Source organism: Cryptosporangium japonicum, from assembly GCF_039524755.1.
GTDB classification, from domain to species: domain Bacteria; phylum Actinomycetota; class Actinomycetes; order Mycobacteriales; family Cryptosporangiaceae; genus Cryptosporangium; species Cryptosporangium japonicum.
This window is the reverse complement of sequence record NZ_BAAAGX010000009.1, coordinates 183,210-207,020: the sequence shown is the minus strand read 5'-3', so window position 1 is coordinate 207,020 and position 23,811 is coordinate 183,210. Positions and strand designations below refer to the sequence as shown.

25 protein-coding genes, 20 tRNA genes and 1 pseudogene are annotated in these 23,811 nt (G+C 71.2%); 15 read left to right on the top strand and 31 right to left on the bottom strand.

Annotation, left to right across the window (positions count from 1 at the left end; translation table 11 throughout):
- Nucleotides 1–23 precede the first annotated feature (23 nt).
- From ABD437_RS12250 to ABD437_RS12200, 11 genes are all read right to left on the bottom strand, one after another.
- A tRNA-OTHER gene (locus tag ABD437_RS12250) sits at nt 24–89 on the bottom strand.
- A 12-nt stretch (nt 90–101) separates the two neighbouring features.
- Nucleotides 102–175 (bottom strand) — tRNA-Arg (locus ABD437_RS12245).
- Nucleotide 176: 1 nt separating this feature from the next.
- Nucleotides 177–258 (bottom strand) — tRNA-Tyr (locus tag ABD437_RS12240).
- A gap of 2 nt (nt 259–260) precedes the next feature.
- A tRNA-His gene (locus tag ABD437_RS12235) sits at nt 261–331 on the bottom strand.
- Between the two features lie 2 nt (nt 332–333).
- Nucleotides 334–406, bottom strand: a tRNA-Val gene (locus ABD437_RS12230).
- Between the two features lies 1 nt (nt 407).
- Nucleotides 408–483 (bottom strand) — tRNA-Asn (locus tag ABD437_RS12225).
- Between the two features lie 7 nt (nt 484–490).
- Nucleotides 491–562, bottom strand: a tRNA-Glu gene (locus ABD437_RS12220).
- A gap of 16 nt (nt 563–578) precedes the next feature.
- Nucleotides 579–652: transfer RNA gene (locus tag ABD437_RS12215), tRNA-Ile, on the bottom strand.
- Nucleotide 653: 1 nt separating this feature from the next.
- A tRNA-Asp gene (locus ABD437_RS12210) sits at nt 654–730 on the bottom strand.
- Nucleotides 731–743: 13 nt separating this feature from the next.
- A tRNA-Ala gene (locus ABD437_RS12205) sits at nt 744–816 on the bottom strand.
- 4 nt (nt 817–820) lie between these two features.
- Nucleotides 821–894 (bottom strand) — tRNA-Lys (locus tag ABD437_RS12200).
- A gap of 45 nt (nt 895–939) precedes the next feature.
- Between ABD437_RS12200 and ABD437_RS12195 the strand changes: the two genes are divergently transcribed.
- Genes ABD437_RS12195 through ABD437_RS12185 form a run of 3 tightly spaced genes read left to right on the top strand, consistent with a single transcriptional unit; the run spans nt 940 to nt 3,176 of the window.
- Nucleotides 940–1,437 (top strand): flavin reductase family protein, encoded by a 498-nt coding sequence (locus tag ABD437_RS12195; protein WP_425558138.1) that lies wholly within the window; start codon nt 940–942, stop codon nt 1,435–1,437.
- Nucleotides 1,434–1,832 (top strand): superoxide dismutase, Ni, encoded by a 399-nt coding sequence (gene sodN, locus ABD437_RS12190; RefSeq protein WP_344648893.1) that lies wholly within the window; start codon nt 1,434–1,436, stop codon nt 1,830–1,832. The genes ABD437_RS12195 and sodN overlap by 4 nt, the downstream gene beginning before the upstream one ends.
- A 36-nt stretch (nt 1,833–1,868) precedes the next feature.
- Nucleotides 1,869–3,176 (top strand): radical SAM protein, encoded by a 1,308-nt coding sequence (locus ABD437_RS12185; protein WP_344648892.1) that lies wholly within the window; start codon nt 1,869–1,871, stop codon nt 3,174–3,176.
- A 693-nt stretch (nt 3,177–3,869) separates the two neighbouring features.
- Here the strand turns inward: ABD437_RS12185 and ABD437_RS12180 are convergent.
- The 9 genes from ABD437_RS12180 to ABD437_RS12140 all read right to left on the bottom strand — a co-directional run bounded on the left by ABD437_RS12180 (nt 3,870) and on the right by ABD437_RS12140 (nt 5,409).
- Nucleotides 3,870–3,942: transfer RNA gene (locus ABD437_RS12180), tRNA-Leu, on the bottom strand.
- Between the two features lie 5 nt (nt 3,943–3,947).
- Nucleotides 3,948–4,020, bottom strand: a tRNA-Leu gene (locus ABD437_RS12175).
- Nucleotides 4,021–4,026: 6 nt separating this feature from the next.
- Nucleotides 4,027–4,102, bottom strand: a tRNA-Gly gene (locus tag ABD437_RS12170).
- 7 nt (nt 4,103–4,109) lie between these two features.
- A tRNA-Leu gene (locus tag ABD437_RS12165) sits at nt 4,110–4,183 on the bottom strand.
- A gap of 744 nt (nt 4,184–4,927) precedes the next feature.
- A tRNA-Glu gene (locus tag ABD437_RS12160) sits at nt 4,928–5,002 on the bottom strand.
- A gap of 8 nt (nt 5,003–5,010) precedes the next feature.
- A tRNA-Phe gene (locus tag ABD437_RS12155) sits at nt 5,011–5,084 on the bottom strand.
- 1 nt (nt 5,085) lies between these two features.
- A tRNA-Arg gene (locus ABD437_RS12150) sits at nt 5,086–5,159 on the bottom strand.
- Nucleotides 5,160–5,163: 4 nt separating this feature from the next.
- A tRNA-Pro gene (locus ABD437_RS12145) sits at nt 5,164–5,236 on the bottom strand.
- A gap of 99 nt (nt 5,237–5,335) precedes the next feature.
- A tRNA-Trp gene (locus ABD437_RS12140) sits at nt 5,336–5,409 on the bottom strand.
- A 547-nt stretch (nt 5,410–5,956) separates the two neighbouring features.
- Between ABD437_RS12140 and ABD437_RS12135 the strand changes: the two genes are divergently transcribed.
- Together ABD437_RS12135 and ABD437_RS12130 are read left to right on the top strand one after the other, a co-directional pair.
- A complete protein-coding gene (locus ABD437_RS12135; protein ID WP_344648891.1) occupies nt 5,957–6,301 on the top strand; it encodes a PadR family transcriptional regulator in 345 nt (114 codons plus the stop codon).
- A complete protein-coding gene (locus ABD437_RS12130; RefSeq protein ID WP_344648890.1) occupies nt 6,298–7,320 on the top strand; it encodes a hypothetical protein in 1,023 nt (340 codons plus the stop codon). Before ABD437_RS12135 ends, ABD437_RS12130 begins: the two co-directional genes overlap by 4 nt.
- On the opposite strand, the gene ABD437_RS12125 is transcribed toward ABD437_RS12130, so the two are convergent.
- Nucleotides 7,262–7,741 carry a carboxymuconolactone decarboxylase family protein gene (locus tag ABD437_RS12125; protein WP_344648889.1) on the bottom strand — a complete coding sequence of 160 codons (480 nt, stop codon included), beginning with the start codon at nt 7,739–7,741 and terminating at the stop codon, nt 7,262–7,264. The genes ABD437_RS12130 and ABD437_RS12125 overlap by 59 nt on opposite strands.
- Before the next feature lie 80 nt (nt 7,742–7,821).
- Complete coding sequence (locus tag ABD437_RS12120) at nt 7,822–8,601, bottom strand: maleylpyruvate isomerase family mycothiol-dependent enzyme (RefSeq protein ID WP_344648888.1); 780 nt, start codon at nt 8,599–8,601, stop codon at nt 7,822–7,824.
- 107 nt (nt 8,602–8,708) lie between these two features.
- Between ABD437_RS12120 and ABD437_RS12115 the strand changes: the two genes are divergently transcribed.
- Entirely contained in the window at nt 8,709–9,275 is a 567-nt protein-coding gene (locus ABD437_RS12115) for an NUDIX hydrolase (protein WP_344648887.1), read from the top strand.
- 42 nt (nt 9,276–9,317) lie between these two features.
- Nucleotides 9,318–10,343: a MerR family transcriptional regulator gene (locus ABD437_RS12110; RefSeq protein WP_344648886.1), complete on the top strand. Its 1,026-nt coding sequence runs from the start codon at nt 9,318–9,320 to the stop codon at nt 10,341–10,343.
- Between the two features lie 4 nt (nt 10,344–10,347).
- On the opposite strand, the gene ABD437_RS12105 is transcribed toward ABD437_RS12110, so the two are convergent.
- The gene (locus ABD437_RS12105) at nt 10,348–11,577 is read right to left on the bottom strand and encodes an MFS transporter (RefSeq protein WP_344648885.1); all 1,230 of its coding nucleotides are present in this window, start codon (nt 11,575–11,577) and stop codon (nt 10,348–10,350) included.
- 31 nt (nt 11,578–11,608) lie between these two features.
- Here ABD437_RS12105 and ABD437_RS12100 point away from each other — a divergent pair, with 31 nt between their 5' ends.
- A complete protein-coding gene (locus ABD437_RS12100) occupies nt 11,609–12,622 on the top strand; it encodes a LacI family DNA-binding transcriptional regulator (RefSeq protein WP_344648884.1) in 1,014 nt (337 codons plus the stop codon).
- Nucleotide 12,623: 1 nt separating this feature from the next.
- Here ABD437_RS12100 and ABD437_RS12095 read toward each other — a convergent pair whose 3' ends face one another.
- The gene (locus tag ABD437_RS12095) at nt 12,624–13,175 is read right to left on the bottom strand and encodes a TetR/AcrR family transcriptional regulator (RefSeq protein WP_344648883.1); all 552 of its coding nucleotides are present in this window, start codon (nt 13,173–13,175) and stop codon (nt 12,624–12,626) included.
- A 77-nt stretch (nt 13,176–13,252) separates the two neighbouring features.
- Here ABD437_RS12095 and ABD437_RS12090 point away from each other — a divergent pair, with 77 nt between their 5' ends.
- Nucleotides 13,253–14,179 (top strand): SDR family NAD(P)-dependent oxidoreductase, encoded by a 927-nt coding sequence (locus ABD437_RS12090; RefSeq protein WP_344648882.1) that lies wholly within the window; start codon nt 13,253–13,255, stop codon nt 14,177–14,179.
- Here ABD437_RS12090 and ABD437_RS12085 read toward each other — a convergent pair.
- Nucleotides 14,167–15,168: a glycoside hydrolase family 113 protein gene (locus tag ABD437_RS12085; protein ID WP_344648881.1), complete on the bottom strand. Its 1,002-nt coding sequence runs from the start codon at nt 15,166–15,168 to the stop codon at nt 14,167–14,169. The two genes, ABD437_RS12090 and ABD437_RS12085, sit on opposite strands and share 13 nt — an antisense overlap.
- A gap of 74 nt (nt 15,169–15,242) precedes the next feature.
- Here ABD437_RS12085 and ABD437_RS12080 point away from each other — a divergent pair, with 74 nt between their 5' ends.
- Complete coding sequence (locus ABD437_RS12080) at nt 15,243–15,815, top strand: TetR/AcrR family transcriptional regulator (protein ID WP_344648880.1); 573 nt, start codon at nt 15,243–15,245, stop codon at nt 15,813–15,815.
- A gap of 25 nt (nt 15,816–15,840) precedes the next feature.
- Here ABD437_RS12080 and ABD437_RS12075 read toward each other — a convergent pair whose 3' ends face one another.
- Both ABD437_RS12075 and ABD437_RS12070 read right to left on the bottom strand, forming a co-directional pair.
- On the bottom strand, nt 15,841–16,491 hold the full coding sequence (locus tag ABD437_RS12075) for an alpha/beta hydrolase (RefSeq protein WP_344648879.1): 651 nt from the start codon (nt 16,489–16,491) through the stop codon (nt 15,841–15,843).
- Between the two features lie 121 nt (nt 16,492–16,612).
- Nucleotides 16,613–17,341: a TIGR03089 family protein gene (locus ABD437_RS12070; RefSeq protein WP_344648878.1), complete on the bottom strand. Its 729-nt coding sequence runs from the start codon at nt 17,339–17,341 to the stop codon at nt 16,613–16,615.
- Between the two features lie 59 nt (nt 17,342–17,400).
- Between ABD437_RS12070 and ABD437_RS12065 the strand changes: the two genes are divergently transcribed.
- Nucleotides 17,401–17,832, top strand: coding sequence for a hypothetical protein (locus tag ABD437_RS12065; RefSeq protein WP_344648877.1), 432 nt, complete (start codon nt 17,401–17,403; stop codon nt 17,830–17,832).
- Between the two features lie 3 nt (nt 17,833–17,835).
- Here the strand turns inward: ABD437_RS12065 and ABD437_RS12060 are convergent, their stop codons facing one another.
- Both ABD437_RS12060 and ABD437_RS12055 read right to left on the bottom strand, forming a co-directional pair.
- On the bottom strand, nt 17,836–18,720 hold the full coding sequence (locus ABD437_RS12060; RefSeq protein WP_344648876.1) for a hypothetical protein: 885 nt from the start codon (nt 18,718–18,720) through the stop codon (nt 17,836–17,838).
- A 38-nt stretch (nt 18,721–18,758) separates the two neighbouring features.
- Nucleotides 18,759–19,712, bottom strand: a complete 954-nt coding sequence (locus ABD437_RS12055; protein WP_344648875.1) for a helix-turn-helix transcriptional regulator — start codon at nt 19,710–19,712, stop codon at nt 18,759–18,761.
- 62 nt (nt 19,713–19,774) lie between these two features.
- Between ABD437_RS12055 and ABD437_RS12050 the strand changes: the two genes are divergently transcribed.
- Nucleotides 19,775–20,878: an epoxide hydrolase family protein gene (locus ABD437_RS12050; protein ID WP_344648874.1), complete on the top strand. Its 1,104-nt coding sequence runs from the start codon at nt 19,775–19,777 to the stop codon at nt 20,876–20,878.
- Here the strand turns inward: ABD437_RS12050 and ABD437_RS12045 are convergent.
- Nucleotides 20,846–21,367, bottom strand: coding sequence for a GNAT family N-acetyltransferase (locus tag ABD437_RS12045; RefSeq protein WP_344648873.1), 522 nt, complete (start codon nt 21,365–21,367; stop codon nt 20,846–20,848). The genes ABD437_RS12050 and ABD437_RS12045 overlap by 33 nt on opposite strands.
- A 53-nt stretch (nt 21,368–21,420) precedes the next feature.
- On the opposite strand from ABD437_RS12045, the gene ABD437_RS12040 reads away from it, so the two are divergent.
- Nucleotides 21,421–21,651: a hypothetical protein gene (locus ABD437_RS12040; protein WP_344648872.1), complete on the top strand. Its 231-nt coding sequence runs from the start codon at nt 21,421–21,423 to the stop codon at nt 21,649–21,651.
- On the opposite strand, the gene ABD437_RS12035 is transcribed toward ABD437_RS12040, so the two are convergent.
- Nucleotides 21,632–22,249 (bottom strand): TetR/AcrR family transcriptional regulator C-terminal domain-containing protein, encoded by a 618-nt coding sequence (locus ABD437_RS12035; RefSeq protein WP_344648871.1) that lies wholly within the window; start codon nt 22,247–22,249, stop codon nt 21,632–21,634. The genes ABD437_RS12040 and ABD437_RS12035 overlap by 20 nt on opposite strands.
- Here ABD437_RS12035 and ABD437_RS12030 point away from each other — a divergent pair.
- Nucleotides 22,238–22,585 (top strand): annotated as a pseudogene (locus tag ABD437_RS12030) (AhpC/TSA family protein); the annotation flags it as partial. The gene ABD437_RS12035 and the pseudogene ABD437_RS12030 sit on opposite strands and share 12 nt — an antisense overlap.
- Nucleotides 22,586–22,682: 97 nt before the next feature.
- Nucleotides 22,683–23,684, top strand: coding sequence for a hypothetical protein (locus ABD437_RS12025; RefSeq protein ID WP_344648870.1), 1,002 nt, complete (start codon nt 22,683–22,685; stop codon nt 23,682–23,684).
- Nucleotides 23,685–23,811 lie beyond the last annotated feature (127 nt).

Genomic DNA, 23,811 nt, shown 5'->3' with positions numbered 1-23,811 from the left:
CACTGCGCAGCGGATGGCGGCAGAACCGGAAGCCGGATTCGAACCGGCGCCCTGCCGGCGGAGCTCTTGGGCCACTCGGGCATTCCGGTACGGGTGATGCGTACCCCCGGGCGGGATCGAACCGCCGACCCCCAGGTTCGGAACCTGGTGCTCTGGTCCGCTGAGCTACGGGGGCGTGCGGGCGGAAGGATTCGAACCTTCTCAGCGATGCAACCGGTTTACAGCCGGCCCCGACTCTCCGATCGTCGGCGCGCCCGCGGGGTGACCGGCCGGATTCGAACCGGCGCCACCAGGGCCACGACCTGGTGCTCTGCCATTGAGCTACGGCCACAGTGTCCATGGACGGGTTCGAACCGCCGACCTCCCCGGTGTGAACGGGGCGCTCTCCCGATTGAGCTACACGGACCTGGCTCCCCCGGCAGGACTCGAACCTGCACCGTGGCGGTTAACAGCCGCCTGCCCTGCCAATTGGGCGACGAGGGATTGTGAGTAGCGCGTACGGGATTCGAACCCGTTCCTCCCGGATTGAAAGTCCGGTGGCCTACCGGTAGCCGAACGCGCCGTGGTGGTGACGTGCGTGTCGTCGGGAGGACTCGAACCTCCTGCCTCCGCGGTATCAGCGCGGCGCTCTCACCGGGTGAGCTACGACGACGTGGCGCCCGGTACCGGGTTCGAACCGGCGACCTCCCGCGTGACAGGCGGGTGCTCTGACCTGCTGAGCTAACCGAGCATCGGTACTGCTGTGGACCCGGTCGGACTCGAACCGACCACCTCCCGCTTGCAAGGCGGGTGCTCTACCGGATGAGCTACGAGCCCCGAGTGCGCCGCCAGGGATTCGAACCCCGGACCCACTGATTAAGAGTCAGCTGCTCTGACCGACTGAGCTAGCGGCGCGTGCGGCTTGACCTCAACTGAGGTTGAGGTTTTAGCGTGCTCCGCGTGGAGCGCGCAGGAGTAAAAGAACTGCTCACCGACGAGATGAAGTCGGCTTTCCGCCGGTATCCGACCGGCGTGGCGGTGATCAGTGCGATCGGTCCGGACGGGCCGGTCGGGCTCACCGCGTCGAGCGTCGCCTCGGTGTCGGTGGCGCCGCCGGCGCTGTCGTTCTCGGTGATGAGCACACCGACCGCGACCGCGATCCTGGCCGCGTCGAGCGTCGTCGTGCACCTGCTCGGCGCGAAGCACGTCGACCTGGCCCACGAGTTTTCGCACCCGGCCGGGCGTCGCTTCACGCCGGAACAGGGCTGGGAGACCCTCCCGAGCGGAGAGCCGGTGCTCCCGGACGCGCCGGCCGCGCTGCGTGCGGCGCCGCTGCATCTCGTGCCCGTCGGCGATTCGACGCTCGTCGTCGCGTCGGTGCTCGAGGTGTTCCACGGCCCGGACGACGGGCCGCTGGTCTATCACCGTAGGAAGTTCGTCACGGAAGGAATCTCATGATTCGTCTTTTTCGTCCCCGCGCTGTCGCGAGCGCTCACTGTGATCTTCCTTGCGGCGTCTACGACCCCGCGCAGGCTCGCATCGAAGCCGAGTCGGTGCTGGCGATCGTCAAGAAGTACCAGGACAGCGACGACCCGGCGTTCCGCACCCGTGCGCTGATCATCAAAGAGCAGCGCGCTGAGCTGGTAAAACACCATCTCTGGGTGCTGTGGACCGACTACTTCAAGGCCCCGCACTTCGAGAAGTACCCGCACCTGCACGGGCTCTTCAACGAGGCCACCAAACTCGCCGGAGCTGGCGGCGCGAAGGGGGCTGTGGATACCGCCATCGCGGAGAAGTTGCTCGTTAAAATCGAAGAGATCTCGAAGATCTTCTGGGAGACCAAGCAGGCCTGACCCGGAGGTTCTCGTACAACCCGCCCCGGAGGGCGCATGTCTACCCGCACTGACCTCGTCGAAGACCTCATGGGTCGCTTCTCAACCGTGCCGAAGGAAGCGGTCATCAAGGAGGATCTTCTGCGGGGCGGGTTGTCCTTCGACGACTCCGCACTGACCGACAACGAGAGCGGCGACGTCAAACCGAAGTCGTACTTCATCTTCTCGTTCGACCACCGCACGCTGCCCGAGCTGGGCACGGCCGCGCTGCGTCGCCCGCCGGAGGAGATCGTGCTCACCGGCGGCCCGTACGAGCTGCGTCGCACGGTCGTGTCGGTCCGGGTCAACCCCACCTCGCCGTACCGCGTCAAAACCGACGAAGACGGCCGCATGCGGCTCTACCTCGACGGCCGGCCGATCGCCGACGTGGGCCTGCCGCCGATGCCCGACTACTACCGGCACACGCTGCCGAACGGGAAGTCGGTGATGGAGGTCGCCCCGACGATCCAGTGGGGCTACCTGATCTATCTCACCGCGTACCGCCTCTGCCAGTACTTCGGCGCCACCGAGGAGTGCCAGTACTGCGACATCAACCACAACTACCGCCAGCACAAGGCGGCGGGCCGCCCGTACACGGCCGTCAAGCCGACCGACGAGATCCTCGAAGCGCTCGCGATCATCGACAAGTACGACACCGCGCGCACCTCGAAGGCCTACACGCTCACCGGCGGCAGCGTCACGCGGAAGGTCGACGGGCTGGCCGAGGCCGACTTCTACGGCCGGTACGCCCAGGCGATCGAGGAGCGGTTCCCCGGGCGGTGGATCGGCAAGGTCGTGGCGCAGGCCCTGCCCAAGGCCGACGTCCAGCGCTTCAAGGACTACGGCATCCAGATCTACCACCCGAACTACGAGGTCTGGGACAAGAAGCTCTTCGAGCTGTACTGCCCCGGCAAAGAGCGTTACGTCGGACGCGAGGAGTGGCACCGCCGCATCCTCGACTCGGCCGACGTCTTCGGCCCGCGCAACGTGATCCCGAACTTCGTCGCCGGCGTGGAGATGGCCGCGCCGCACGGCTTCACGAGCGTCGACGAGGCGATCGACTCGACGGCCGAAGGGCTGCAGTACTTCATGTCGCGTGGCATCACGCCGCGGTTCACCACCTGGTGCCCCGAGCCGACGACGCCGCTCGGCAAGACCAACCCGCAGGGTGCGCCGCTGGAGTACCACGTGCGCCTGCTGCAGACCTACCGGTCGGTGATGGAGGCCAACGGCCTGACGAGCCCGCCCGGATACGGGCCGCCCGGGCCTGGTCGGGCCGTGTTCTCGGTGAGCTCGTTCATGGACAGCTTGCCGGCCCAGGACTGAGCTGCTTCCCGCCGCGGCCGCTCACATGTCGGGTGGCCGCGGGCCTAGTTTCCGCCTGTCGCCGTGGCAGCGCTGTCGCCGCGGGCGGTAGTGGGCTCGGGCCCATGGCTACTGGGGGTGGTTGGTGGCTCGGGTCCTCGGCTACTGGGGGTGGTTGGTGGGCTCGGGTCCTCGGCTCACCGCGGGTGGTTGGTTGTTTGTGGCGCGACTGCCACAGGTGAGTTGCGGCTCGGGCGCTCGGCTACTGGCTGGTGGCTGCTGGCTCGGTTTCCCGCCGTGGTGTGGCTGCTGGGCTCGGCCTTGTGTGCCACCGGGGGCCCCGAGTGGCTGGTGAGCTTGGTCCCTCGGCCACCTCGGGTGGTACTGGGCTCGGCTTTACTCGCCGTGGCGAGTGGCCACTGAGCTCGGCTCTGCCGGCCACCACGAGCGGCCGTTGGGGCTGGCCGTGCTGGCCGCTGTGCTTTGGCCGTGCTGGCCGCTGTGCTTTGGCCGTGCCGGCTGCGGTGAGCGGCCGCTGCTCTTGGCCGTGCCGGGTGCGGTGGGCGGCCGCTGTTCTTGGCCGTGTCCGCTGCGGTGAGTGGCCGCTGTTCTTGGCCGTGCCGGGTGCGGTGGGCGGCCGCTGTTTTGGCCGTGTCCGCTGCGGTGAGTGGCGGCTGCGGTCTGAGCCCCATCCGCGAGCGCGGGTGGGTGTCGTACCCGGAGCGCGATTCGAACGCGCACTGGCGCGGTTCTGAGCCGCGTGCCTCTGCCGTTGGGCTACCCGGGTGTGCGTGCCCTCGGCGCGATTCGAACGCGCACTGGCGACGTCCTCAACGTCGTGCCTCTGCCGTTGGGCTACGAGGGCAAAAAATGGAGCGACTGACCAGCCTCGAACTGGTGACCTCGGCGTTGGCAACGCCGTGCTCTGCCTACTGAGCTACAGCCGCATGGGTGAGCCCCGGGTGGGACTCGAACCCACACTGGACCCGGTTTGAGCGGGTCGCCTCTGCCACTTGGGCTACCGGGGCCCGCTCTGCCACCCAGGCCCATGGGACTCGAGGCCGGACCCGGCCCGATTGGGCCCGCTCGGTGCGCCGAGCCCGATTGAGTCCACCCGCCCTGATCGGGCCGCCTGATTAGGGCCGTCCGCCCTGATCGGTCCACCCAGCCTGTGCGGTCCGCCCAGCCTGTGCGGTCCGCCCAGCCTGTGCGGTCCGCGCGGCCCCTGCGGCTCGCGCGGCCCGATCGGCTCATTCGGCCCGCTCGGCTCATTCGGCCCGATCGGCTCATCCGGCCCGATCGGCTCATCCGGCCTGTCCGGCTCATCCGGCCCGTCCGGCTCATCCGGCCTGTCCGGCCCGCTCGACTCATCCGACCCGCTCGGCTCATTCGGCCCCTTCGGCACGCTCGGCCTGTTGGGTCCGCGCTGCGATTGGGCTGCGTGGGCTTGCTCGACCCTGATGAGGCCCAAGGCAGATGGGGCTCGATCCGCGCTCGGGCCGATGAGGCTGGCTCGACCCGCTCGAGCTGATGAGGCCCGCACTGCCACCTGGGCCTGTAGCCCAATCTGCGCCCGGGCCGATGGAGGCCTGTCCGGCCCGGGCGGGCTGTTGGGCCGTTCTGCGTTCGTGCGGTCGAGCCCACCCGGCCGATGGGACCCAGTTTGTGCCAAGGCTGATGAGCTCCGCCCGGTCGGGCGGTGGGCCCGCTCTGCCGCTTGGGCGCAACGCCCGCTTGGCGCGAGAGGGCGGGGTGTTGGGCCCCAGGAAGCGTCGCCCGTCCGGGGGTCGAACCCGGTCCTCTGGATTGAGAGTCCAGTGGTCTGACCTACCGCAACCTCACGGGCGTTATCGCGTGCCTCCCGCAGGACTCGAACCTGCAACCCCGCGGGCTTCAACCGCGTGCTCTACCTCGCTGAGCTAGAGAGGCGTACCCCCGGACGGATTCGAACCGCCGACCCCCAGATTCGTAGTCTGGTGCTCTGATCCGCTGAGCTACGGGGATTGAGTCTGGAGCCCTGGAGTCGAACCAGGTGTCTTCCGCTTCCAAGGCGGACGGGTTAGCCGTCTCCCTCGCTCCAGATCCGCCGGGCTCGCCGCGACATGCGCGACGAAGCCCCGGCGTCCTTCTGTGCCATCCGCTGTGCAGTTTTCAAGCGTCGTGACCGCCGGGGGTCGGTGCATGGGTGGCAGGAATCGAACCCGCGACCTCCGGTTTTGGAGACCGGCGCTCAGCCGAATTGAGCTACACCCATAGCGAAAAAGTATTTCGGGCAGCACTGGGAAAGAATTGCCGGGACAAAAAGAAACCGCCCGTTCCCGGTGGGAAGGGCGGCGTGTGCGTAGCGCGTCAGCGCTGGCTTCGCCACCGGTCCCGGTGTTCGACGTGACGTCGGTAGGAGGGTCGCTCCGTGTTCGGGCAACCCTCGCTGAGCAGCGGGAATCGCTGCTTCGCGATGTTGGCGTCGCCCCACATGGTGTGCTCCCTGAAAGTGTTCGTCGTTCTCGGTGCTGATTAAGACGGTAGAGCCTTTCCGGCCGACCGCCAACCGATTATTGCCACCAGCCACGAAGGAAATCAACGGCGGGTCCAAGATTAATCGAAATCGAGCGCCACCCACCGGGTGAATTCTTTCCACGCTACGGCGAACCGCCCCCACCGACCCGAACCGCCAAGACGGCCCTCGGCTTCGAGCCCCCGACCCCGGCCCCAACCCCGGCCTCTCGGTCGCAACCCCGCCCCGATCCCCGGTCCCAACACCGTTGCTAGCGGTATATCTTCGTCACCGATATATTGACCCTATGACGACGCCGTTGCGGGAGCCGACGTTCCTGATCCTGACCGCGCTGGCCAGAGAGCCGTTGCACGGCTACGGCCTCATCACCGAGGTGAGCGACCTCTCCGACGGCCGCATCACCCTGCGCCCCGGCACCCTCTACGGCGCGCTCGACCGGCTCTCCGACGACGGGCTGGTGGCGCCCGACCGCGAAGAGGTCGTCGACGGGCGCCTCCGGCGCTACTACCGGCTCACCGACGAGGGCCTGAACGTGCTCGGCGCCGAGACCGAGCGGATGCGTCGCAACCTGGCCGCCGCGACGGCCCGGCTGAAGGCGTCGGGTTGGGCTCCGGCGGGAGGCGTCGCGTGAACGCGTTGGAACGGCGGTACCGCCGCCTGCTGCTCGCCTACCCGGCCGAGTACCGCGCGGAACGGGGCGACGAACTCGTCGACACCTACCTGGACACGGTGGCGCCCGACCGGCGCTGGCCCGGCCTGCGGGACGCCACCGACCTGCTCGTCGGCGGCGCGCGGCAGCATTTACGGGTGCGGACCGCGTCCGGGTTCACCGGCGGGTTGTCGGTCGCCGCGGTGCTGGCCCTGGCGGCCGGGTCGGTGCTGGCGACGATCTGGCTGCTCGCGGTCGAGTTCACGCCGCTGATCGACGACTATCCCCGGATGGGCCCGTCGCGGTATGTGCAGTCGCTGGCGGGCTTCGCCTGGATCGCCTGGTTGGCTGCCGCGGTCGTGTTCGCGGTCGCTCCCGGCCGGTGGTGCCGGCGGTTGATCGCGGCATCGTTGGTGCTGATGGTCTTGGCCAAGCCGGTGGGCCTGGTGGCCGCCGCGCTCCCGATCCAGAACGGCGGCTGGTTCAGCAACGGGGAGCCATCGTTGATCGCGCTCCTGCCGCACGCGGCGCTCGGCGTCCTCGCGTTGGCGCTGCCGTCCCGTCCGGGCCGGGTGACGCGGTGGCTGCCTCTGCTCGTCGCCGCCGTCCCGGTCGTGCCGGTCCTGCGTCTCGACCTCGCGCACTACTGGTCGTACACCTGGGTGGCGCCGACCGCGTTCGCCCTGGTGGCGCCGTTGTTCCTGTTCACCGCGAACGCGGTGGCCGCGTGGCTGCTGCTCCGTCGGGATCGGCGCGGCCTCTGGGTCGGGGTGGTGACGTTGCCTGCGGTGGCGTTGCTCGCGGCCGAACCGCTGATCCACTTCATGGCCGACTCCTATTGGTTGCTGGTGCCGGCGGAGCTTCCGTCCTGGTTGGACCGGTCGACGGTCAGCGCGCTGCTGACCGTCGTCCCGCTCGGGGTCCTGGGGTTGGCGTGGGTGATCAGTAACCCGCGGCGAACTGGCCCGGCTGATAGCTCCCGGCCGGCTGCCGAACGATGACGTTCAGCCGGTTGAACGCGTTGATCGCGGCGATCAGCGAGACGAGCGCGCCGAGCTGGTCCTCGTCGTAGTGCTTCGCGGCGTTCGCCCAGACCTCGTCGCTGACCCCGCCGGCGCTGTCGGCGATGCGGGTGCCCTCTTCGGCCAGTTCCAGCGCCGCGCGCTCGGCGTCGGTGAAGACCGTGGCCTCCCGCCAGGCGGCGACGAGGTTCAGGCGGACGGGCGTCTCGCCGGCGGCCGTGGCGTCCTTGGTGTGCATGTCGGTGCAGAACCCGCAGCCGTTGATCTGGCTCGCGCGGATCTCCATCAGCAGCAGCGTCGAGGCCGGCACGCTCGAGGCTCCGGCGACCAGGCCGGCCGAGACGAGGCGCTTCATGAACTTGCCGAGCGTGTTCTCGAAGAGGTTCAGTCGGGCGTCCATGGTGTTTCCTCCGTCAGGATGTGATCGTTACGCCTCCCTGACGGGTGAACCGACGAAAAGGTAACGCGCACGTCCGAGTCCTAGCGCACGATCGACACCAGGCCGAGCGCGGCGGCGGCCAGGGATTCCTCGCCGTCGACCTTGGTGCGTTCCCGGGCGTCGGCCGGCTCGATGCCACGCGTCGCGACCTGCCACAACGTGTCCGGCGCGAGCTCCAGACGCACGTCGGGCGACGCGTCCGGGCCCGGCCGCACGGACCAGCCCTCGCTGTTCCGCCGCGCGGTCCAGGCCTCGTCGATCGGCGCCGTCACGAACACGGTCACGGACGAGCCCGCCGCCCCGTCGAGCGCGCGCGGGAGGGCGCGCAGGAACGCGTCGACGACCGGATGCATCAGCCGACGCGAGTCGGCTCCCGGACGGCCGACCGCCGCCCGGATCTGCTGCTGGTGGACCCAGAACTCGGTGTACTCGCGGGCGATGTCGAGCCACGTCGGTGCGGGCACGTCGGGCACGGCCCAGGACACCGTGAGCCCGGGAGCCTCCAGGTCGCAGGACGCCCAGTACTGGTCCAACTGGGGTCCGAAGCCGGCCAGCAGGCCGATCAGCACCCGAGGGCTGAGCCCACGCGCCGCCGCGACGAACTCGTCGTTCGCCCGGTTGAGCACCGGGCCGAGTTCGGCGTCGGGCACCGGGATCCACCCGCCGGTCCACCCGTCCCGACCACCCGACAGCCGCCGCAGATAATCGTGGACGACGTGCGCGACGAGATCGTGGACGCTCCACCCCGGGCACGGGGTCGGGGCGTGCCAGGCGTCCTCGTCGAGCGTGCCGAGGAGTGCCAGCAGCTCCGCCCGTTCCACGGGAAACAGGGGGCGCACATCGATCGGCCGGCCAAAATCCATGGGGCAGTACATCACGTCGGATTCGGCGTGGGCACGCGGAATTCCGACCGGCTACCGTGCCGGGCATGTACGCCGATCTGGCCACCGTGCTCGCCGACTACCAGCCGAAGGACGACGTCGAGAAGATCGACCACGAGCGGGCACTGACGCTGGCCACCAGCGCCGACCCGTGGTCCCGCGACACGCCGCGGCACGTCACCGCGTCGGCGTTGGTGGTGGATCCCGTGACCCGGCGCGTGCTCCTGCGGTGGCACGCACGCCAGCAGGCCTGGCTGCAGATCGGTGGCCACGCCGACCCGGGCGAGGCCCGCCCGCTGGCGATCGCGCTCCGCGAAGGGCTCGAGGAGACCGGCCTCACCGATCTGGTGCCCTGGCCCGACACCGGGTTGCGTCACGTCGTCGTCGTACCGGTGGCGGCCGGGAAGGGCGAACCGGCCCACGAACACGTCGACGTGCGCTTCGTCCTCGCGACGGCCACCCCGGACGACGTCCGCCCGGAGAAGCCCGACGCGAAGCTGGAGTGGCTGAGCGTTCCCGAGGCGATCGCCCGCACCAGCGAGCCCAACCTGCGCGAGTTCATCACCCGGGTCGGAGCCCTCTTGACCTTGACCGAGGGGGAAGCACCAGCGTGACCCGGGCCGGTCACCACGGCCGGCACGAGGAGGACGGTAACCGTGCGGCTGTACACGATCGGCGAGTTCGCCCGGGTGGCCGGCCTGACGCCGAAGGCACTGCGGCTCTACGACGAGTCGGGGCTGTTGCCACCCGCGGCCGTCGACCCGGAAACGGGGTACCGGTTCTACGATCCCGCGCAGTTGCCCACCGCTGAGCTCATCGTCGAGCTGCGGCGGATCGGCATGCCGCTGGCCGAGATCCGCACGGTGTGCGCGCTGAACGCGCCGGCGGCGGCCGCGGCGGTCAGCGCGTACTGGAACCGGGTCACGGCCGAGACCGCCGATCGGGCGCGTACGGCGGGCCTCCTCGTCGAGAAGATGTCCGGGAGGACCGCCATGACAGTCTTTCGTTCCGCTTCCGCGTGCGAAACCGGCACGGTACGAACCACGAACGAGGACGCCGTCCACGCCGACGAGCGGCTGCTCGTCGTGGCCGACGGCGTCCGGGGCCCCGGTGGCGCCGCGGCCAGCGCCGCCGCCGTCGAGGCGCTGACCGCACTCGCACCGAGCCCGGGGTCGGCGATCGAGCTGCTCACCCAGCTCGCCGGAGCCGTGGCCGACGCCGAACGGGCGCTGGAGCCGGGCGCGGCGACGACCCTCACCGCGCTGCTGCGAGCCGGCTCGCGACTGGCGCTGGTGCACGTCGGCGACAGCCGCGCCTACCTGGTGCGCAACGGTGAACTGGTCCGGCTCACGACCGACCACACCTGGGTGCAGTCCCAGGTCGACCAGGGTGCGCTCGACCTCGCCGGTGCCGCGGCCCACCCCGATCGGGCGTTGCTGACCAGGGCGCTCGGAGCCGGGGAACCGGAAGCCGACCTCGCCGTGCGCACCGCGCTCCCCGGCGACCGGTACCTGCTGTGCACGGACGGCCTGTCCGCGGTCGTCGACCGGGCGCGCCTGCACGCCACGCTGCGCGCGGACGCCGCTCCCGAGCAGGTGGTGCACCGTCTGCTCGAACTCGCTTTCGACGCCGGGGCGCCGGACAACATCGCGCTCGCGGTCGCCGACGTCGTTCGCGAGTGACGCGTCACGCCGACGTTCGTTCCGCGGCGCCGGGTGGGCTGCCCGCCGGTGCGCTGGTGATCGTGTACCGGCTCAGCGTGAGCAGGGGCAACGCCAACACCGCGAGCGCGACGCCGAGCGCGGCGACCGAGATCATCGCGCCGCGCAGGCTGGTCGCGGACGCCCACAGCCCGACGTAGACCGGCCCGAGCAGGAAGCCCAGGTAGGACACGACGGTCACGATCGACGTCGCGCGCCCCCGGGAGGATTCGACGACGTTGCGGGACACGATGCTCAGCAGCGTCGGGAAGAGCGCGGCGGTGCCGGCGGCGGCGAGGACGAGGCCGGCGAGCGCGATCGGCACCGAGGGGGCGCGAGCGACGACGGCCGCACCCGCCGCGGCGACGACGGCGCCGAGGACCAGCACGGTGCGGGCGTGCCTCGGGCTCAGCGTGCTGGCGCCGAAACGCGTGAGCGCGACCACCGCCGCGAACGCCGCCGGAGCGAGCGCGCTGATGCCCGGACCGGTGTCGAAGACGTCCTGCAGGAAGACCGCGCCCCAGCTCTGGTGGGCGTTCTCGCTGGCGAAGGCCAGGGCACCGAGCGCGCCGACGAGCAACAACGGCGCGACCGCCGTCCCCACCGCGCTCACCGCCGACGCCGAGCCGGTCGCGTCCGCGGCGCGCGTTTCGTGAGACCCCGCGTCGGGTTCGGTGGTCAGGGCGTGGCGGATGGCCGCGGCGGCGACGGCGGACGCCGCGAGCACGGCCGCGAACGGGGCCCACGTCGGTGCGTCGAACGCGTAGGCCGCCCCGGTGCCGAGGCTCGACACCACGACCGCGGCGGAGAACAGCGCGCCGCTGCGGGTGATGATCGGTCGGCCCGACCGCTGTTCGGCCCGGCCGCCGACCGAGTTCATGGCCACGTCGGCGGCGCCGCTGGTCATGCCGACGAGCGTCAGCCCGGCGCACAGCGCGACCAGACCCTGCGCGGAGACCGAGACGACGACCCCGGCGACGCCGAGCGAGGCCACGGCGTACGCGGTGAAGCGCAGCCCCCACCGGTCCAGCACGCGGCCGGTCAGCAGCATCGCCGGCAGCGCACCGGCGCTGACGAACAGGAGCGCGGTGCCCAGCTGGGCGTCGTCGAGGGCGGCCTGGTCACGGATGCGCGGCACGGCCGAACCCCAGGTGCCCCAGAAGGCACCGAAGGCGGCGGCGGCGAGGTAGGCCGCGGTAGCGAGGCGATAACGCACGTGTGTAACGCTACACAGATAGGATCGCGCCGTGCAATCACCGCGGCCCCGAGTGACGATGACCGACGTCGCGCGTGCCGCCGGGGTGTCGCCGATGACCGTGTCGTACACGTACAACCGCCCCCGGCGCGTCTCGCCCGAGACCAGGGAGAAGGTGCTGGATGCGGCGGCCTCGCTCGGCTACGCCGGCCCCGACCCCAGCGCCCGTTCCCTGCGTTACGGCGCCACGCGCACGCTCGGCCTCGTGCTCGGCGAGCACCTCACGTACGCGTTCGACGACCCGCAGGCCGTGCAGTTCCTGGCCGGGATCGCCGAGGTGTGCGCCGAGCGGGGGTACGGCGTCCTGATCGTGCCCACCGGCACCGGCGACGAGGATCCCGACCGGGTGATCGCGGCGGCGGTGGACGCCTACGTCGTCTGGACGACCACCGACGACGACCCCGTGCTCGCGGCCGCGTTCAGCACCCGGCGCCCGGTCGTCGTCCACGGCGGGCCGGAGCGTGCGGGCGCGACGATGATCGGCATCGACAACCGCACAGCGGCGCGGGCGGTAGGGGCCGAGGTGTTCGCGGGGGCCGGGCGGCCGGCGGTGCTGAGCTTCCCGGTCGACCGCGACCGGGAGACGTTCGTCCGGTCCGGGCTCGATCCGGCCACGATCGCCTACCCGGTCACCCGTGACCGGCTGGCCGGCTACCGGGACGCGGCGATCGAGCTCGGGATCGACTGGTCCCGGGTGCCGGTCGGGGTGTGCCGGACGAACGACGCGGGTGAGGCCCGCTCGATGATGCGCCGGCTGTTCGACGCCGACCCGGGCATCGACGCGGTCGCCGCGATGAGCGATCAGCTGGCCGCGGCGGCTCAGGAGGAGGGGGTGCGACGGGTGAGCGGCTGGGACGACTCGGACGTCGCGCGGCGGCACGACCTCACGACCGTGGCCCAGTCACTGCGTGACCAGGGCGCTGCCTGTGCCACCGCGGCGCTGGGCGGCTCGGCTCCCGACCATCGCGAGGCCTGGCGACTCGTCCGCCGGGCGTCGACCCGGTAGCTCAGGGGCGCAGGCCGCGGAGCACCACGTCCAGATAGCGGTCGGCGGCGGCGGTGGGATCACCTTCACCGCTGGCGACCGCGTAACGCACACCACAGGTGAGACGGCGGATGTCGTCACCGGTGACGTCGGGACGGATCGCGCCGGCCTCGCGGGCCCGCTCGAGCACCCGCCGGGACTCCGCGGTCAGCCGCGACCCCAACTCGAGGGTCTCCGGGCACTCGTGCCGCGGCAGCGCCATCACCTCGGCCAACGCCGCGTCGGTGAGTTGGCACCGCAACACCGCGCGCAGCAGGTCCGACAGCCCGGCTGCGGCGTCGGGATTCTCCGCGGCGGCGCGGGCCTCGTCGATCAGCGCGGCGTAGTGGTCGGCGGCCACGGTCTCCAGTAGCGCCTGCCGGCTCGCGAAGTGCCGGTACATCGTTCCGACGCCGACCCCGGCGTCCTTCGCGATCGCGTTCATCGGCAGGTCGAGATCACCCGCGGTGATGCGTGCCCTCGCCGCCTCCACCATGCGGGCCCGCACCCGAGCGGAATCAGCGCGCAACGACATGCTTAGAGGATAACTCATCCGCTTCGTGCTACGGTCCGGAGGTGTGAGCGGATAGGTAATCCGCTAAGGAGGAGATCGTGGCTCTCACCTGGACCTTCGACGACATGCCCGACCAGACCGGACGCACCGTGGTGATCACCGGGGCGACCAGCGGCCTCGGTCTCGTGCTCACCGACCAGCTGGCGCGGCGCGGCGCGGACGTGATCATGGCCGTCCGCGACGTCGCCAAGGGCAACCGCGTGCGTGCGTCGCTGACCGGCAGGCTCGAGGTGCGCGAGGTCGACGTCGCCGACCTCGACTCCGTGCGCCGCTTCGCCGAGGACCTGCGCTCCGACGGTCGCGCGATCGACGTCCTCGTCAACAACGCGGGAACGGGCGCGCAGGCGCGAACCCTCACCCGGCAGGGTTACGAGAGCACGTTCGCGACGAACCACCTGGGTGCGTTCGCGCTCACCGGCTCGGTGCTCGACCTGTTCCGGCCCGACCGCGACCCGCGGGTCGTCGCGGTGGGCTCGAACCTCTACCGGTGGGGGTCCCCGCGCACCGACTTCGAGGACCTCACCGGCGAGAGGTTCGCCGCCGGCCCCGTCTACGTGAAGTCCAAGGTGGCCAACCTACTGTTCGGGGCCGAGCTGGACCGGCGGCTCCGCGCGGCCGGGAGCCCGGTGCGCAGCTTCCTCGCGCACCCCGGCATGGCCGCGACGCCGTTGAACGCCAACCCCGGGAAGCTCGGGGAGCGGCTGCTGGTGGGCCTCATGGGCGCGGTGTTCCGCCGCTCCGCCGAGGCCGGTGCCCTTCCGCTCGCGTTCGCCGCCACCGACCCGCGGGCCGAGACCGGTGTCTTCCTCGGGCCTTCGGCCCGCAAGTCGGATCTGCGGGTGCACTTCGAACCGCTCAAGCGTCCGGCCGACGACGAAGCGCTGGCCGCGCGTCTCTGGACCCTGTCGGAGGACGCGACCGGCGTGCGCTATCTGGACGAGGTGGCGAGCGGTCAGCGCCCGTAGTGCTCGGCGATCGCGCGGAACGCGGCCTTCGGCTCCCAGTGCCCGTCCTCGAACCACGCGACGACGCCGTAGCTGGCCCGGTCGAGGTCGTCGCGGGAGTCGCCGTCCGGGCGGTGCGGGAAGTCGCGTAGCCCGAACGCGAACACGAACGTGCTGTCGACCCCTTCGGCGTCGAAGATCTCCAGCAGGTCGCGGACGACGTCGGCCTGGCCGGCCTCGTCGCGCTCGTACCCACCGTCCAGGTGCAGCGGCGCGCCGGTCTCCGGGTCGGTCACGACGATCTCCAAGCCGCGGGCGCCCCGGTCGGCCGCACCGCGGAACGTCGCCGACCCGAACTCGGTGATCGCCAACGGCTTCCCGAAGGCCGCGTAGGCGCGGATCCCGTCGACGAACCGGTCCGCGGTCTCGGGCGTGCGGTAGAGGTCGACCGAGACGATGTCGAACGGATCCCAGTTGACGCGTTCGAGCTGGACGGCCGCGTACGTGACCGGTCCGCCGAACCGAGCGCGGACGACGCTCAGCGCCTGCCCGAGGAACTCGTTGACGTGCCGGGTGAGCGCGGGGAGCTGCGCGGCCAACGAGCGCGGGTCGGCGAGCAGTGGTTCGACCCGCTCCTCGAGCGTCTCGCCGGGCAGGAAGCCGAGGTTCATCAGGGTGAGCTCGGCGCCGGTGACGAACACGACCTCCGCACCGCCCGACCGGAGTTTCTCGGCCCGCTCGGCGCAGTCGGCGAACAGCGTCAGGATCTGCTCGTGAGTCAGCTCTAAAGGGTACGGTGAGTACCATACTTCGAGGCCGGCGGAGGCCGCGATCCGGGCCGCGGCGTCGATCCGGTCGGGGTCGCCGCCGGTGATCCGGACCGCGTCGCAGTGCAGCTCGTCCCGGATCGCCAGCAGATCACGGGTGACGTCGTCGAGGCTCCAGCGGTCGGTGCGCGGTGCGGTGCCGCGCACGAAGCCGGTGTCGTAGGTGATGCCCTTGGCGCGCATGGCGTCCTCTCGCTATTGGGTACTAAACGTACCTTATTTGCAAGCGGACGCACGTCAAGTGAGAAGGTGAGGGCATGCAGACCCGGCGGCGAGGTGCGGCGCTCGAAGCGGCGATCCTGCAGGCCGCCGTGGACGAGCTGACCGACTCCGGGTTCGCCGGCCTCACCATGGACCGGGTCGCGCAGCGCGCGGGCACCAACAAGAACGCGATCTACCGGCGCTGGCCCGATCGGGTCGCGCTCGGTCTCGCCGCCTACAAACAGATGGCCAGGGCGATCGAGCCGCCGGACACCGGCAGCCTCCGCGAGGACGCGCTGGAGACGCTCCGCCGGGCGAACCGGCACCTGAGCTCGCCGCTCGGGATGATCCTGCGTGACCTCCTGGCCGCGGCCGGAGGCGTGACCGAGCTGTTGGGGGAGCGGCCCGACGACACCCAGGGCGCGATGTGGCTGGTGATGCTGGGGCGGGCGGTGGCTCGGGGTGAGGCTGCGCCGGAGGCGTTGCACCCGCGGGTGGCCACGGTGGCGATCGTGCTGCTCCGCAACGAGTTCGTCACCCGAGGCGTGCCCACCGTGCCCGACGACGTGCTCGTGGAGATCGTCGACGAGGTGTACCTCCCGCTGGTCGCCGGGCGCGCCGCCGGCTGAGCGGCGGCGCGGCCGGTCGACGTCGTCAGAAGTGGCGGCGGAAGAAGTGCTCGGCGGATCCGATCTCGAACCGGGGCACCTCGACGTGGCGGCCCGGGTTGGCGTGCAAGGTCTTCTCCGTCGAGCCGAGGGCGTCGAACAGCGCCAGCGCGTCCGCGCGCGGCACGAGCTCGTCGTCCCACTGCACCAGGAACTCGACCGGCACGCGGACGTCGGCGGCCCCGTCCACCGGGCCGAGCAGCCCGAGCACCGCGCAGGTGATCCGAGGCTCGGAGGCCACCAGCGGGACCCCGATCGCGGTGCCGAGCGAGACGCCCCAGAAGCCCACCGGGGTGGTGATCGCCAGCGCGTCGAGCGCCGCGCGCCACTCGGGCACGGCCTGCGCGGCACGCTCGGCGTTCATCGCGGCGATGAGCGGACCGATCGGCTCGCCGGCCGCTTTCCGCCGCCGGATCTCGTTCGTCGCGGCCTCGTCGGCCGGGCGGCCACCGTGGCCGGGGGCGTCGAGGGCGAGGACGCCGCATCCGAGCGTGCGGACGAAGTGCTCGGCGCGGGCGACGACGCCCGGCGCCTGACTGTGCTGGCCCCCACCGTGAGCGATGAGCACCCAGGCGGTGGGGTCGTCAGCGGGCGTCCAGGTGGTGCCGGTGACGTCGTTCAGTGCGAACTTCTGCAAGGTCGTACCTTTCGGGAAACAGCTCCCGTCAGGCCGATCGGCGATCGACCAAGTGGGAGCCCCAGCCGGATCCAGCGGTAATGGGTCTCACCTCCTCGGGTCGTTCGCGGTCGGCCGAACCCTACACCAGGGTGTGCGTGACGCCCTCGGCGGTTTTTCGCTCGTCCAGCCGGGCCCGGTCGAGGTGCGCGCAGATCACCACCGACGCGCCCGCCGCCAGCGGCGCGAGCAGCCAGTGCACCGGTTGTTCGTAGCTCGCCGGGTCGACCAGGAGCCGGTCGCCGGCCCGCAGGTCGAGCCGCGTGGCGATCTCCGCGGCGAGCGCACCCCACTGCCGGTAGGTGGTGCCGTCGGCGGTGGCGGCGTCGGTCCAGCGCAGCGGGGCGTAGGAGGGCAGCGTGTCGCTGAACCGCTTCGATTCGGCGAGGTAGTCGCGGTAGCCGGGGTGGGGCCCGGTGGCGGCCAGGACGAAGCGGTGGTGGGCCGGAGGCGGTTGGTCGAGCCAGCTGCCGAGGCGCGCGGCGCTGACGAAGCTCGCGCCGAGCGGTCCGTCGTCGGGCGGGTTCAGGCCGGCGGTCGACCACGGCCGGTAGGAGACCGAGACGCCGGCGGCCCACGCGCCGAGCAGGATGCCCGCGGTGAGCCAGTGCGGTGGGAGCAGCACCGCCGCCCGATCGCCGATCCGCAGGCCGCAGCCGGCGTGCAGGAGCCCGGCCGTGCGTGCCGCCCATCGGCTGAGCTCACGGACGGTGAGTTCGGTGCGCTCGCCGGTGGAGTCGTCGCAGTAGATCAGCGCGGGCCGGTCGGGCTCGGCCGGAAGCGCGGCGCCGAAGAGCGCGGGTAACGACATTCCGTCAGGCTATCCTGACGTTTCTAGTCAGGGAACCCTGACGCCAATAGGATGGCGGAATGTTCGCGTCACTCCTGGGGCACACCGGATCGGCGGCGGCCGGCGCGTCGGGGGTCCGGGCGGTGTGCTCCTGCGGCTGGGTGGGGTCCACCGAGCACCCGCCGGGCGACGCCGCCACCTGGAGCGCGTCCGCGGACTGGGGCGTCCACATCGGCGCGATCGCGGCGGTGACCCCACCGGACTGGCTCCTCAACCGCTCCGACGGCCTGCGGAACGACCTCGACGACCTGGCCCGCGAACATCCGCTCCAGGCGCTCGGTGTGCTGGCCGCGATCGAGCGGTGGCACCGCCCGCTGCTCCAGCAGGCCGTCGACGCCGCCCGCGCGAACGGTTCGTCCTGGGCCGAGATCGGCACCGCGCTCGGCGTCACCAGACAGAGCGCGCACGAACGCTTCAGCGACTCCAAACGGCGCCGGGCCGCGTCCGAGTAGCGCTCAGTCCACCAGGCGTGCCAGCGCGGTGAGGCTGGCGACCAGCGCCGACACGTGCTCCAGCGCGCGCCGGTGAGCGAGCTCGACGCCGTCGGGGCCGGTGCCTTCGGCCAGCTCGGTCACCAGGCTCCGCACGTGCCCGACGAGCAGATCGGCGGCCCGCGCGCACGACGCGATCGCCATCGACGTGCCGACCAACTGCCCCAGCGCGTCGATGTTGTGGTTCATCAGCGTGAGGTACTCGTCGACCTCGTGCCCCGGCCAGCGCAGCACCGGCTGCAGGATGCGGTACAGGTCGGCTCCGGCGCGGTGGAGTTCGGCGGCGCCCGACTCCAGCGTGTCCGCCTGCGACGTCACCGCGCCCGGCGTCCCGGTGAGGCCGTTCACGATGCCGCGCAGCGGCCGGGGTGCCGTCGGTGCGGGGGCGGCGACGGGCACGGGCCGGGGCAGGCCGGGGCCGAGGCGCGGGTCGACCCACTCGCCGTCGAGGATCTCGGCGAGCAGTTCGACGAACCGGGTGCCGGGTTCGGAGAGGGTGCGCGGGCCGCGGATCACGATCGTGCCGCCACCCTCGGGGCGGGCCGGCCCGGGTAACCCGATGGTCCACCGGCCGACCGGTTCGGCGTCCCGCCGCGACTCGACGGTCTCCCACAGTCCTTGCGAGATCAGCGCGAAGTTCTCCGCGACGTACTCGATGAGCTCGATCTGCCGAACCGTCACCCGCTGCAGTGCCTCGGCGATCCACCCGGCCAGCGAGCCGAACGACGAGTCGTCCCAGTGCAGCCCGGCAGAGCGCGCGGCGACGTCCTCGACCCGCAGGCGCAGCGTCGCGATGGCCGCCGCGTGCGCACTCAGCGTCGCGGTGTCCACTGCCCAGCCGTCGGCCATGCGCCCATCCTCGCGCTCCCCGCAAGCGGCGTCGGCCGTCACTCGACCGCGTTGTCCATGCGATCGCGCAACACCCGGAACCGTTCGATCAGCTCCGGCGGTTCGTGCACGGTGAACTCGAAACCGAGAAGTGTCACGTGGAACGCCAGGCCGTCGAGCGAGTTCGAGCCGGACCGGAGCGTGCACGACCGTTCGTCGATCGCCTCGACCAGCCCGGCCTCGGCGCCGACCTTCGCCGCGACCTGGTCGGCGGGAGCATGCATCGTGAACCGCGCCCGGTACCGGTACTGCTGCACCCCCACCGCCCACGACGCGTAGGCGCCGATGTCCTGGTCGGGGGGTGTGCGTGGAACGAACCGCGGTCCGGGCGGCGTCCACGGCCGGAGCCGGTCGACGCGGAACGTCCGCCAGTCGTTCCGATCGAGGTCGAACGCCACCAGGTACCAGCGGCGCCCGGCGTGCACGAGCTTGTGCGGCTCGACCTGCCGGAGCGACTCGGAGCCGTCGTGGCTCCGGTAGTCGATCCGTAGACGCTGGTGGTCGCGGCAGGCCGCGGCGAGCGTCGTCAGCAGCTCCGCGGAGATCACGGCGACCGGATGGTTGGCGCTGACCGTGGCCGCGCTGAACGCGGACACGCGGTGCCGCAGGTGCGACGGCAGGATCTGCTCGAGCTTCAGGAGCGCGCGCACTGACGTCTCCTCGATGCCGGCGATCGAGCCGTTCGCCGCGGTACGCAGCCCCACGGCCACCGCGACGGTCTCCTCGTCGTCGAGCAGCAGCGGCGGCATGCTGCTCCCCGCGCCCAGGTGGTAACCGCCGACGTTGCCCACCGTGCCGTGCACCGGATACCCGAGCTCACGCAGCCGGTCGACGTCACGGCGGACCGTTCGCACGGTGACCCCGAGCCGGTCGGCGAGCTGTGGCCCGGACCAGTCCCGGTGCTGCTGCAGGAGCGAGAGCAACCGGAGAAGGCGGGCGGACGTTTCGAGCACGCGTTGATTCTCGCGCGCAACGAGGACAGAAGTTGACCTCCTTGGCGTGAAGAGTCGGAGCCATGAAACCTTTCCGCACCGAATTCCCGCAGGCCGACCTCGACGACCTCCACGCCCGGGTGACGAACACGCGCCGGCCGTCGCAGGTGCCCGACGTCGGCTGGGCGCGTGGGGTGCCGGTCTCCTGGCTCGACGAGTTGCTCGCCGAGTGGGGTACGCACGATTGGCGGGCGACCGAGGCCCGCCTCAACGCGTACCCGCAGTTCGTCACCGAGATCGACGGACAGTCGATCCACTTCCTGCACGTGCGGTCCCCGCACGAGAACGCGTCACCGCTGATCCTGCTGCACGGGTGGCCCGGGTCGGTCCTGGAGTTTCTCGACGTCATCGAGCCGCTCACCGCGGCCGGCTACCAACTGGTCATCCCGTCGCACCCGAACTTCGGCCTCACCGGGCCGGCCGGGGCGGGCTGGGACAGCCACCGGATCGCGTCGGCCTACGCGGAGTTGATGGCGCGTCTGGGCTACGACCGGTACTTCGCGCAGGGCGGTGACTTCGGCGCGTTCATCGCTCCGGACCTCGGCCGGGTGGACGCCGAGCACGTCGCGGCGGTGCACGTGAACGCGGCGACCGTGGGGTTCATCCCGTTCGAGGAGCCGGAGGGGGACTTCACCGACGCGGAGAAGGCGCGGCTGGAGCGTCGGCAGCGGTTCATGACCGATGGCAGCGGCTACTTCCAGATCCAGGCGAGCCGGCCGCACACGCTGGGGTTCGGGCTCGCCGACTCACCGGCCGGCCAGCTCGCGTGGATCGGCGAGAAGTTCCACGACTGGGCGCATCCGGCGGGCTCGATCGCCGCCCGGCACGTACTGGACCACGCGACGCTGTACTGGCTCACGAACACCGGGGCGTCGTCGGCGCAGATGTACTACGAGTCGATGCACTCCGGGCGTTGGCCCACCCCGTCCGCCGTGCCGACCGGGGTCGCGAACTTCGCCGAGGACGTGGCGATCCGCAGGTACGCCGAGCCGCTGAACACCATCGTGCACTGGGCCGAGTACGACCAGGGCGGCCACTTCGCCGCCCTGGAGGTGCCGTCCCTCTTCGTCGACGAGGTACACGGCTTCTTCGGGTCACGAGAGATCGGGCGCGGGATCGGTGCGTAACCGGCTGTAGAGCAGGCCGTCGCGCCACTCGCCGTCGGCGAATTCCGCGGCCCGGACCCGGCCCTCCAACTGGAAACCGGCCTTCACCAGCGATTTCTGCTCGGCGACGTTCTCCACGCGGGTGCCGGCCTGGATCCGGTGGACCGGTCCGTGGTCGAACAGGTAGTCGCAGAGCATGGCCTGGGCGCGCCAGCCGATGCCCTGCCCGCGCCACTCCGGCACGACGACGATGCCGATCTCCCAGCTCAGCCCGGGCAGGCCGAGCGAGGCCGTGCGCCAGTTGAGCAGGGCGACGGTGTCGGTGTCGCGTTCCAGCGCGAGCCAACTGTTGGTCTCGCTGAAGTAACCGTCCTCGGCGAGGCGGCGGGCGGGCTGGCCCGGATCGGCGAATCCGGGCCAGCCCAGACCCCAGAAGTCGGGATCGCTGCGCAGCCGCTGGAACAGGTCGAGGTCTTTCTCGGCGACCGGACGGAACCGTAAATCGTCCATCAACCCTCCTCAGGGTGGGTACGTCATCGAACGTGTGTTCGTAAGCTGTGTTCATGCGAGTGGTCCGGCACTGGTGGAACCAGCAATGGGGGCGGCTGGGGCGCCGTGACGTCTACGTGCGCGGTGACGGCACCCGGTTCGAGGTCGAAGTTGCCCAGGGTGGCGCGGAGGGCAAACGGTGGATGGCGATCTTCGACAGTCTCGACGAGGCGGTCGTGGAGGCCGAGAAGCATCTCCGCGACCCGCACGACAGCTGGCGCGACGTCAGCGACGCGCACGCGTAGATTCCGGGCCGGTCAGGCCACGGAGCAGGGCGTGCAGGCCCTCGGTGAACTCCTCGTCGGCGGGCAGGCTCAGCGCGCGACGCGCGTTCGCGCTGGTGTGGGGGAAGTCGTCCGGGTGCAGTTCGGCCAGGGCCCGGGTGCCCGCTCCGGACAGGGGGCCGAGGTGCTCGAGCTGCATCGCGCCGACCAGGTAACTGAACACCGCCCGCACCGCGACGACGCGCTCGCGGTCGGCGAATCCGGCGTCGGTGAGCACGCCGAGCAGTGACTCGGCCCAGCGCAGGACGCCGGGGGAGCGATGCCGGTGGGTGAGCGTGAGCGCCACCGCGGCCGGGTGGGCGGCGAACGCGGCGCGGACCCGCTCGGCCAGCGCCACGACCTGCGTCTCCCACGGTCCGGCCGGTGGGCGGACGTCGACGGTGTCGAAGATGTGGTCGACGACCAGCCGTTCGAGCTCGTCCCGGTCGGTGACGTAGCGATAGAGGCCCATCGGGCTCATGCCGAGCTCGGCGGCGACCGTGCGCATGGAGAGGTCCCGCCGGTCGACGACCGCCAAGGCGGCGACGGCGAGCTGATCGGTGGTGAGGTCGTGTTCCATTCGCCCGCGGAGGAACTGCGTGAGCACGCGACCGGGTTGCCGTTCGACCTGGTCGCCGATCCGGAGAAGGTGTTGTACCGCGAGTGGGGGGTCGAGTCGGGGAGCCGGGCGCTGCTGAGCCTCGGCGTGTGGCCGGTGATCGCGCGGGCGGTCGTCGCCGGGCTCCGCCGCCGGGACCGGATGCCGTCGCTGTCCCAGCCGAACGGCCGGCTCGGGCTTCCGGCCGACTTCCTGATCGCGCCCGGCGGCAAGGTGGTGGCATCGAAGCGCGGGAAGCACGCCTACGACCAATGGTCGGTGGACGAGATCCTCGGGCACGCCTCGACCTTGGTCTAGGGGCGGACTACCTGTGGGCGCTGAGGGCGGGGTGGGGCTCGGCTGAACCTGGGGAGGCGCCGGCGGAGAGCCGGGCGGAACCTGGGAGGAGTCACCGATGTCCCGTCGACGGCGAATCGCCGCCGTGGTCGCGCTGGGGATCCTGGCGCCGTGGACCGCGGAATGTTCCTGGGGTGGGTTCGCGCTCCGCGACTACCTGCCCGTGGTGGTGTTCCTCGGCCCGCTGTACGGCGGCGCGGCGATCCTCGTCCGCGAAGTCACCCGCCGGGCCGGCCTGGGCTGGCCGTCGATCGCGCTGCTCGGAGCCGCGTTCGGAGTTCACATGGCCGGGTTGGTCGATCATTCCCTGTTCAACCCGGGCTACCTCGACGACACCGAGTACGCCGGCCTGATCCGCGACTCCACCCTGACCCAGGTGCCCGGCCTCGGGCTCAGCGTCGGCGACGCGTTCAATTACGTCGGCAACCACATCGTGCTGAGCATCGGCCTGCCGATCGTGCTGGTGGAGTCGATCGTCGGCGCCGAGGCGTGTCGTGAGCCGTGGCTCGGTCGCTGGGGGCTGGGCGTCGTCGGGGTGTTGTTCGTGCTCGGCAGCCTGCTCGTTCATGCCGACGCCGCCAAGGGCTTCACCGCTGAGCCGCATCAGCTCGGCGCGGCCGTGGTGATCATCGTCGTGCTCGTCGCGGCGGCGTTGGCCCTGGGCCGGTTCGTGCGTGACCGCCACGACGAGCGGCGGGTGCCGTGGGCCGGATGGGTCGCGCTGGTCACCGCGGTGGCGGCGGCCAGCGCGGACCTCGTGCCGGGCTGGGGCGGTGTCGCGATCAACGCCGGGGTGGTCCTGGTGGCCGTCGTCGTGATCGTCCGGTGGTCGCGGCGTTCCGGCTGGAGCCGGCGCCACGTGCTCGCGGCGTTCTCCGGCCCGCTGGTGCTGTCCGCCGCCGTGGCGTACGTCGTACCGAACTACGCGCCGGCGTCCCCGACCGAGGCCGTCCTCGGTGACGTCGCGATCACCGTGATCACGATCGCCCTGCTGGCCACGGCTTTCGTTCGGTTGCGCCGCGAGGCCCGACCCGAGGTGAACGAATACGTAACCAAATAACCGGATTTCCCGGTCCCGGTAGTTATCGTCGGCGGGGGTCCGTGCTCCGGGCGATGCCGGTCGACTGGTCGAGCTGATACGGCCGGTCGACCGGCCTCGGGCCTAACCCCTTGAGGCTCCAGCTGGT

Bases quoted from the DNA above. Each gene is read 5' to 3' on its own strand.
- sodN (WP_344648893.1), top strand. From the start codon at position 1,434: ATGATTCGTCTTTTTCGTCCCCGCGCTGTCGCGAGCGCTCACTGTGAT.
- ABD437_RS12185 (WP_344648892.1), top strand. From the start codon at position 1,869: ATGTCTACCCGCACTGACCTCGTCGAAGACCTCATGGGTCGCTTCTCA.
- ABD437_RS12135 (WP_344648891.1), top strand. From the start codon at position 5,957: ATGACGACGCCGTTGCGGGAGCCGACGTTCCTGATCCTGACCGCGCTG.
- ABD437_RS12125 (WP_344648889.1), bottom strand. From the start codon at position 7,741: ATGGACGCCCGACTGAACCTCTTCGAGAACACGCTCGGCAAGTTCATG.
- ABD437_RS12115 (WP_344648887.1), top strand. From the start codon at position 8,709: ATGTACGCCGATCTGGCCACCGTGCTCGCCGACTACCAGCCGAAGGAC.
- ABD437_RS12095 (WP_344648883.1), bottom strand. From the start codon at position 13,175: ATGTCGTTGCGCGCTGATTCCGCTCGGGTGCGGGCCCGCATGGTGGAG.
- ABD437_RS12085 (WP_344648881.1), bottom strand. From the start codon at position 15,168: ATGCGCGCCAAGGGCATCACCTACGACACCGGCTTCGTGCGCGGCACC.
- ABD437_RS12080 (WP_344648880.1), top strand. From the start codon at position 15,243: ATGCAGACCCGGCGGCGAGGTGCGGCGCTCGAAGCGGCGATCCTGCAG.
- ABD437_RS12070 (WP_344648878.1), bottom strand. From the start codon at position 17,341: ATGTCGTTACCCGCGCTCTTCGGCGCCGCGCTTCCGGCCGAGCCCGAC.
- ABD437_RS12065 (WP_344648877.1), top strand. From the start codon at position 17,401: ATGTTCGCGTCACTCCTGGGGCACACCGGATCGGCGGCGGCCGGCGCG.
- ABD437_RS12060 (WP_344648876.1), bottom strand. From the start codon at position 18,720: ATGGCCGACGGCTGGGCAGTGGACACCGCGACGCTGAGTGCGCACGCG.
- ABD437_RS12050 (WP_344648874.1), top strand. From the start codon at position 19,775: ATGAAACCTTTCCGCACCGAATTCCCGCAGGCCGACCTCGACGACCTC.
- ABD437_RS12045 (WP_344648873.1), bottom strand. From the start codon at position 21,367: ATGGACGATTTACGGTTCCGTCCGGTCGCCGAGAAAGACCTCGACCTG.
- ABD437_RS12040 (WP_344648872.1), top strand. From the start codon at position 21,421: ATGCGAGTGGTCCGGCACTGGTGGAACCAGCAATGGGGGCGGCTGGGG.
- ABD437_RS12035 (WP_344648871.1), bottom strand. From the start codon at position 22,249: ATGGAACACGACCTCACCACCGATCAGCTCGCCGTCGCCGCCTTGGCG.
- ABD437_RS12025 (WP_344648870.1), top strand. From the start codon at position 22,683: ATGTCCCGTCGACGGCGAATCGCCGCCGTGGTCGCGCTGGGGATCCTG.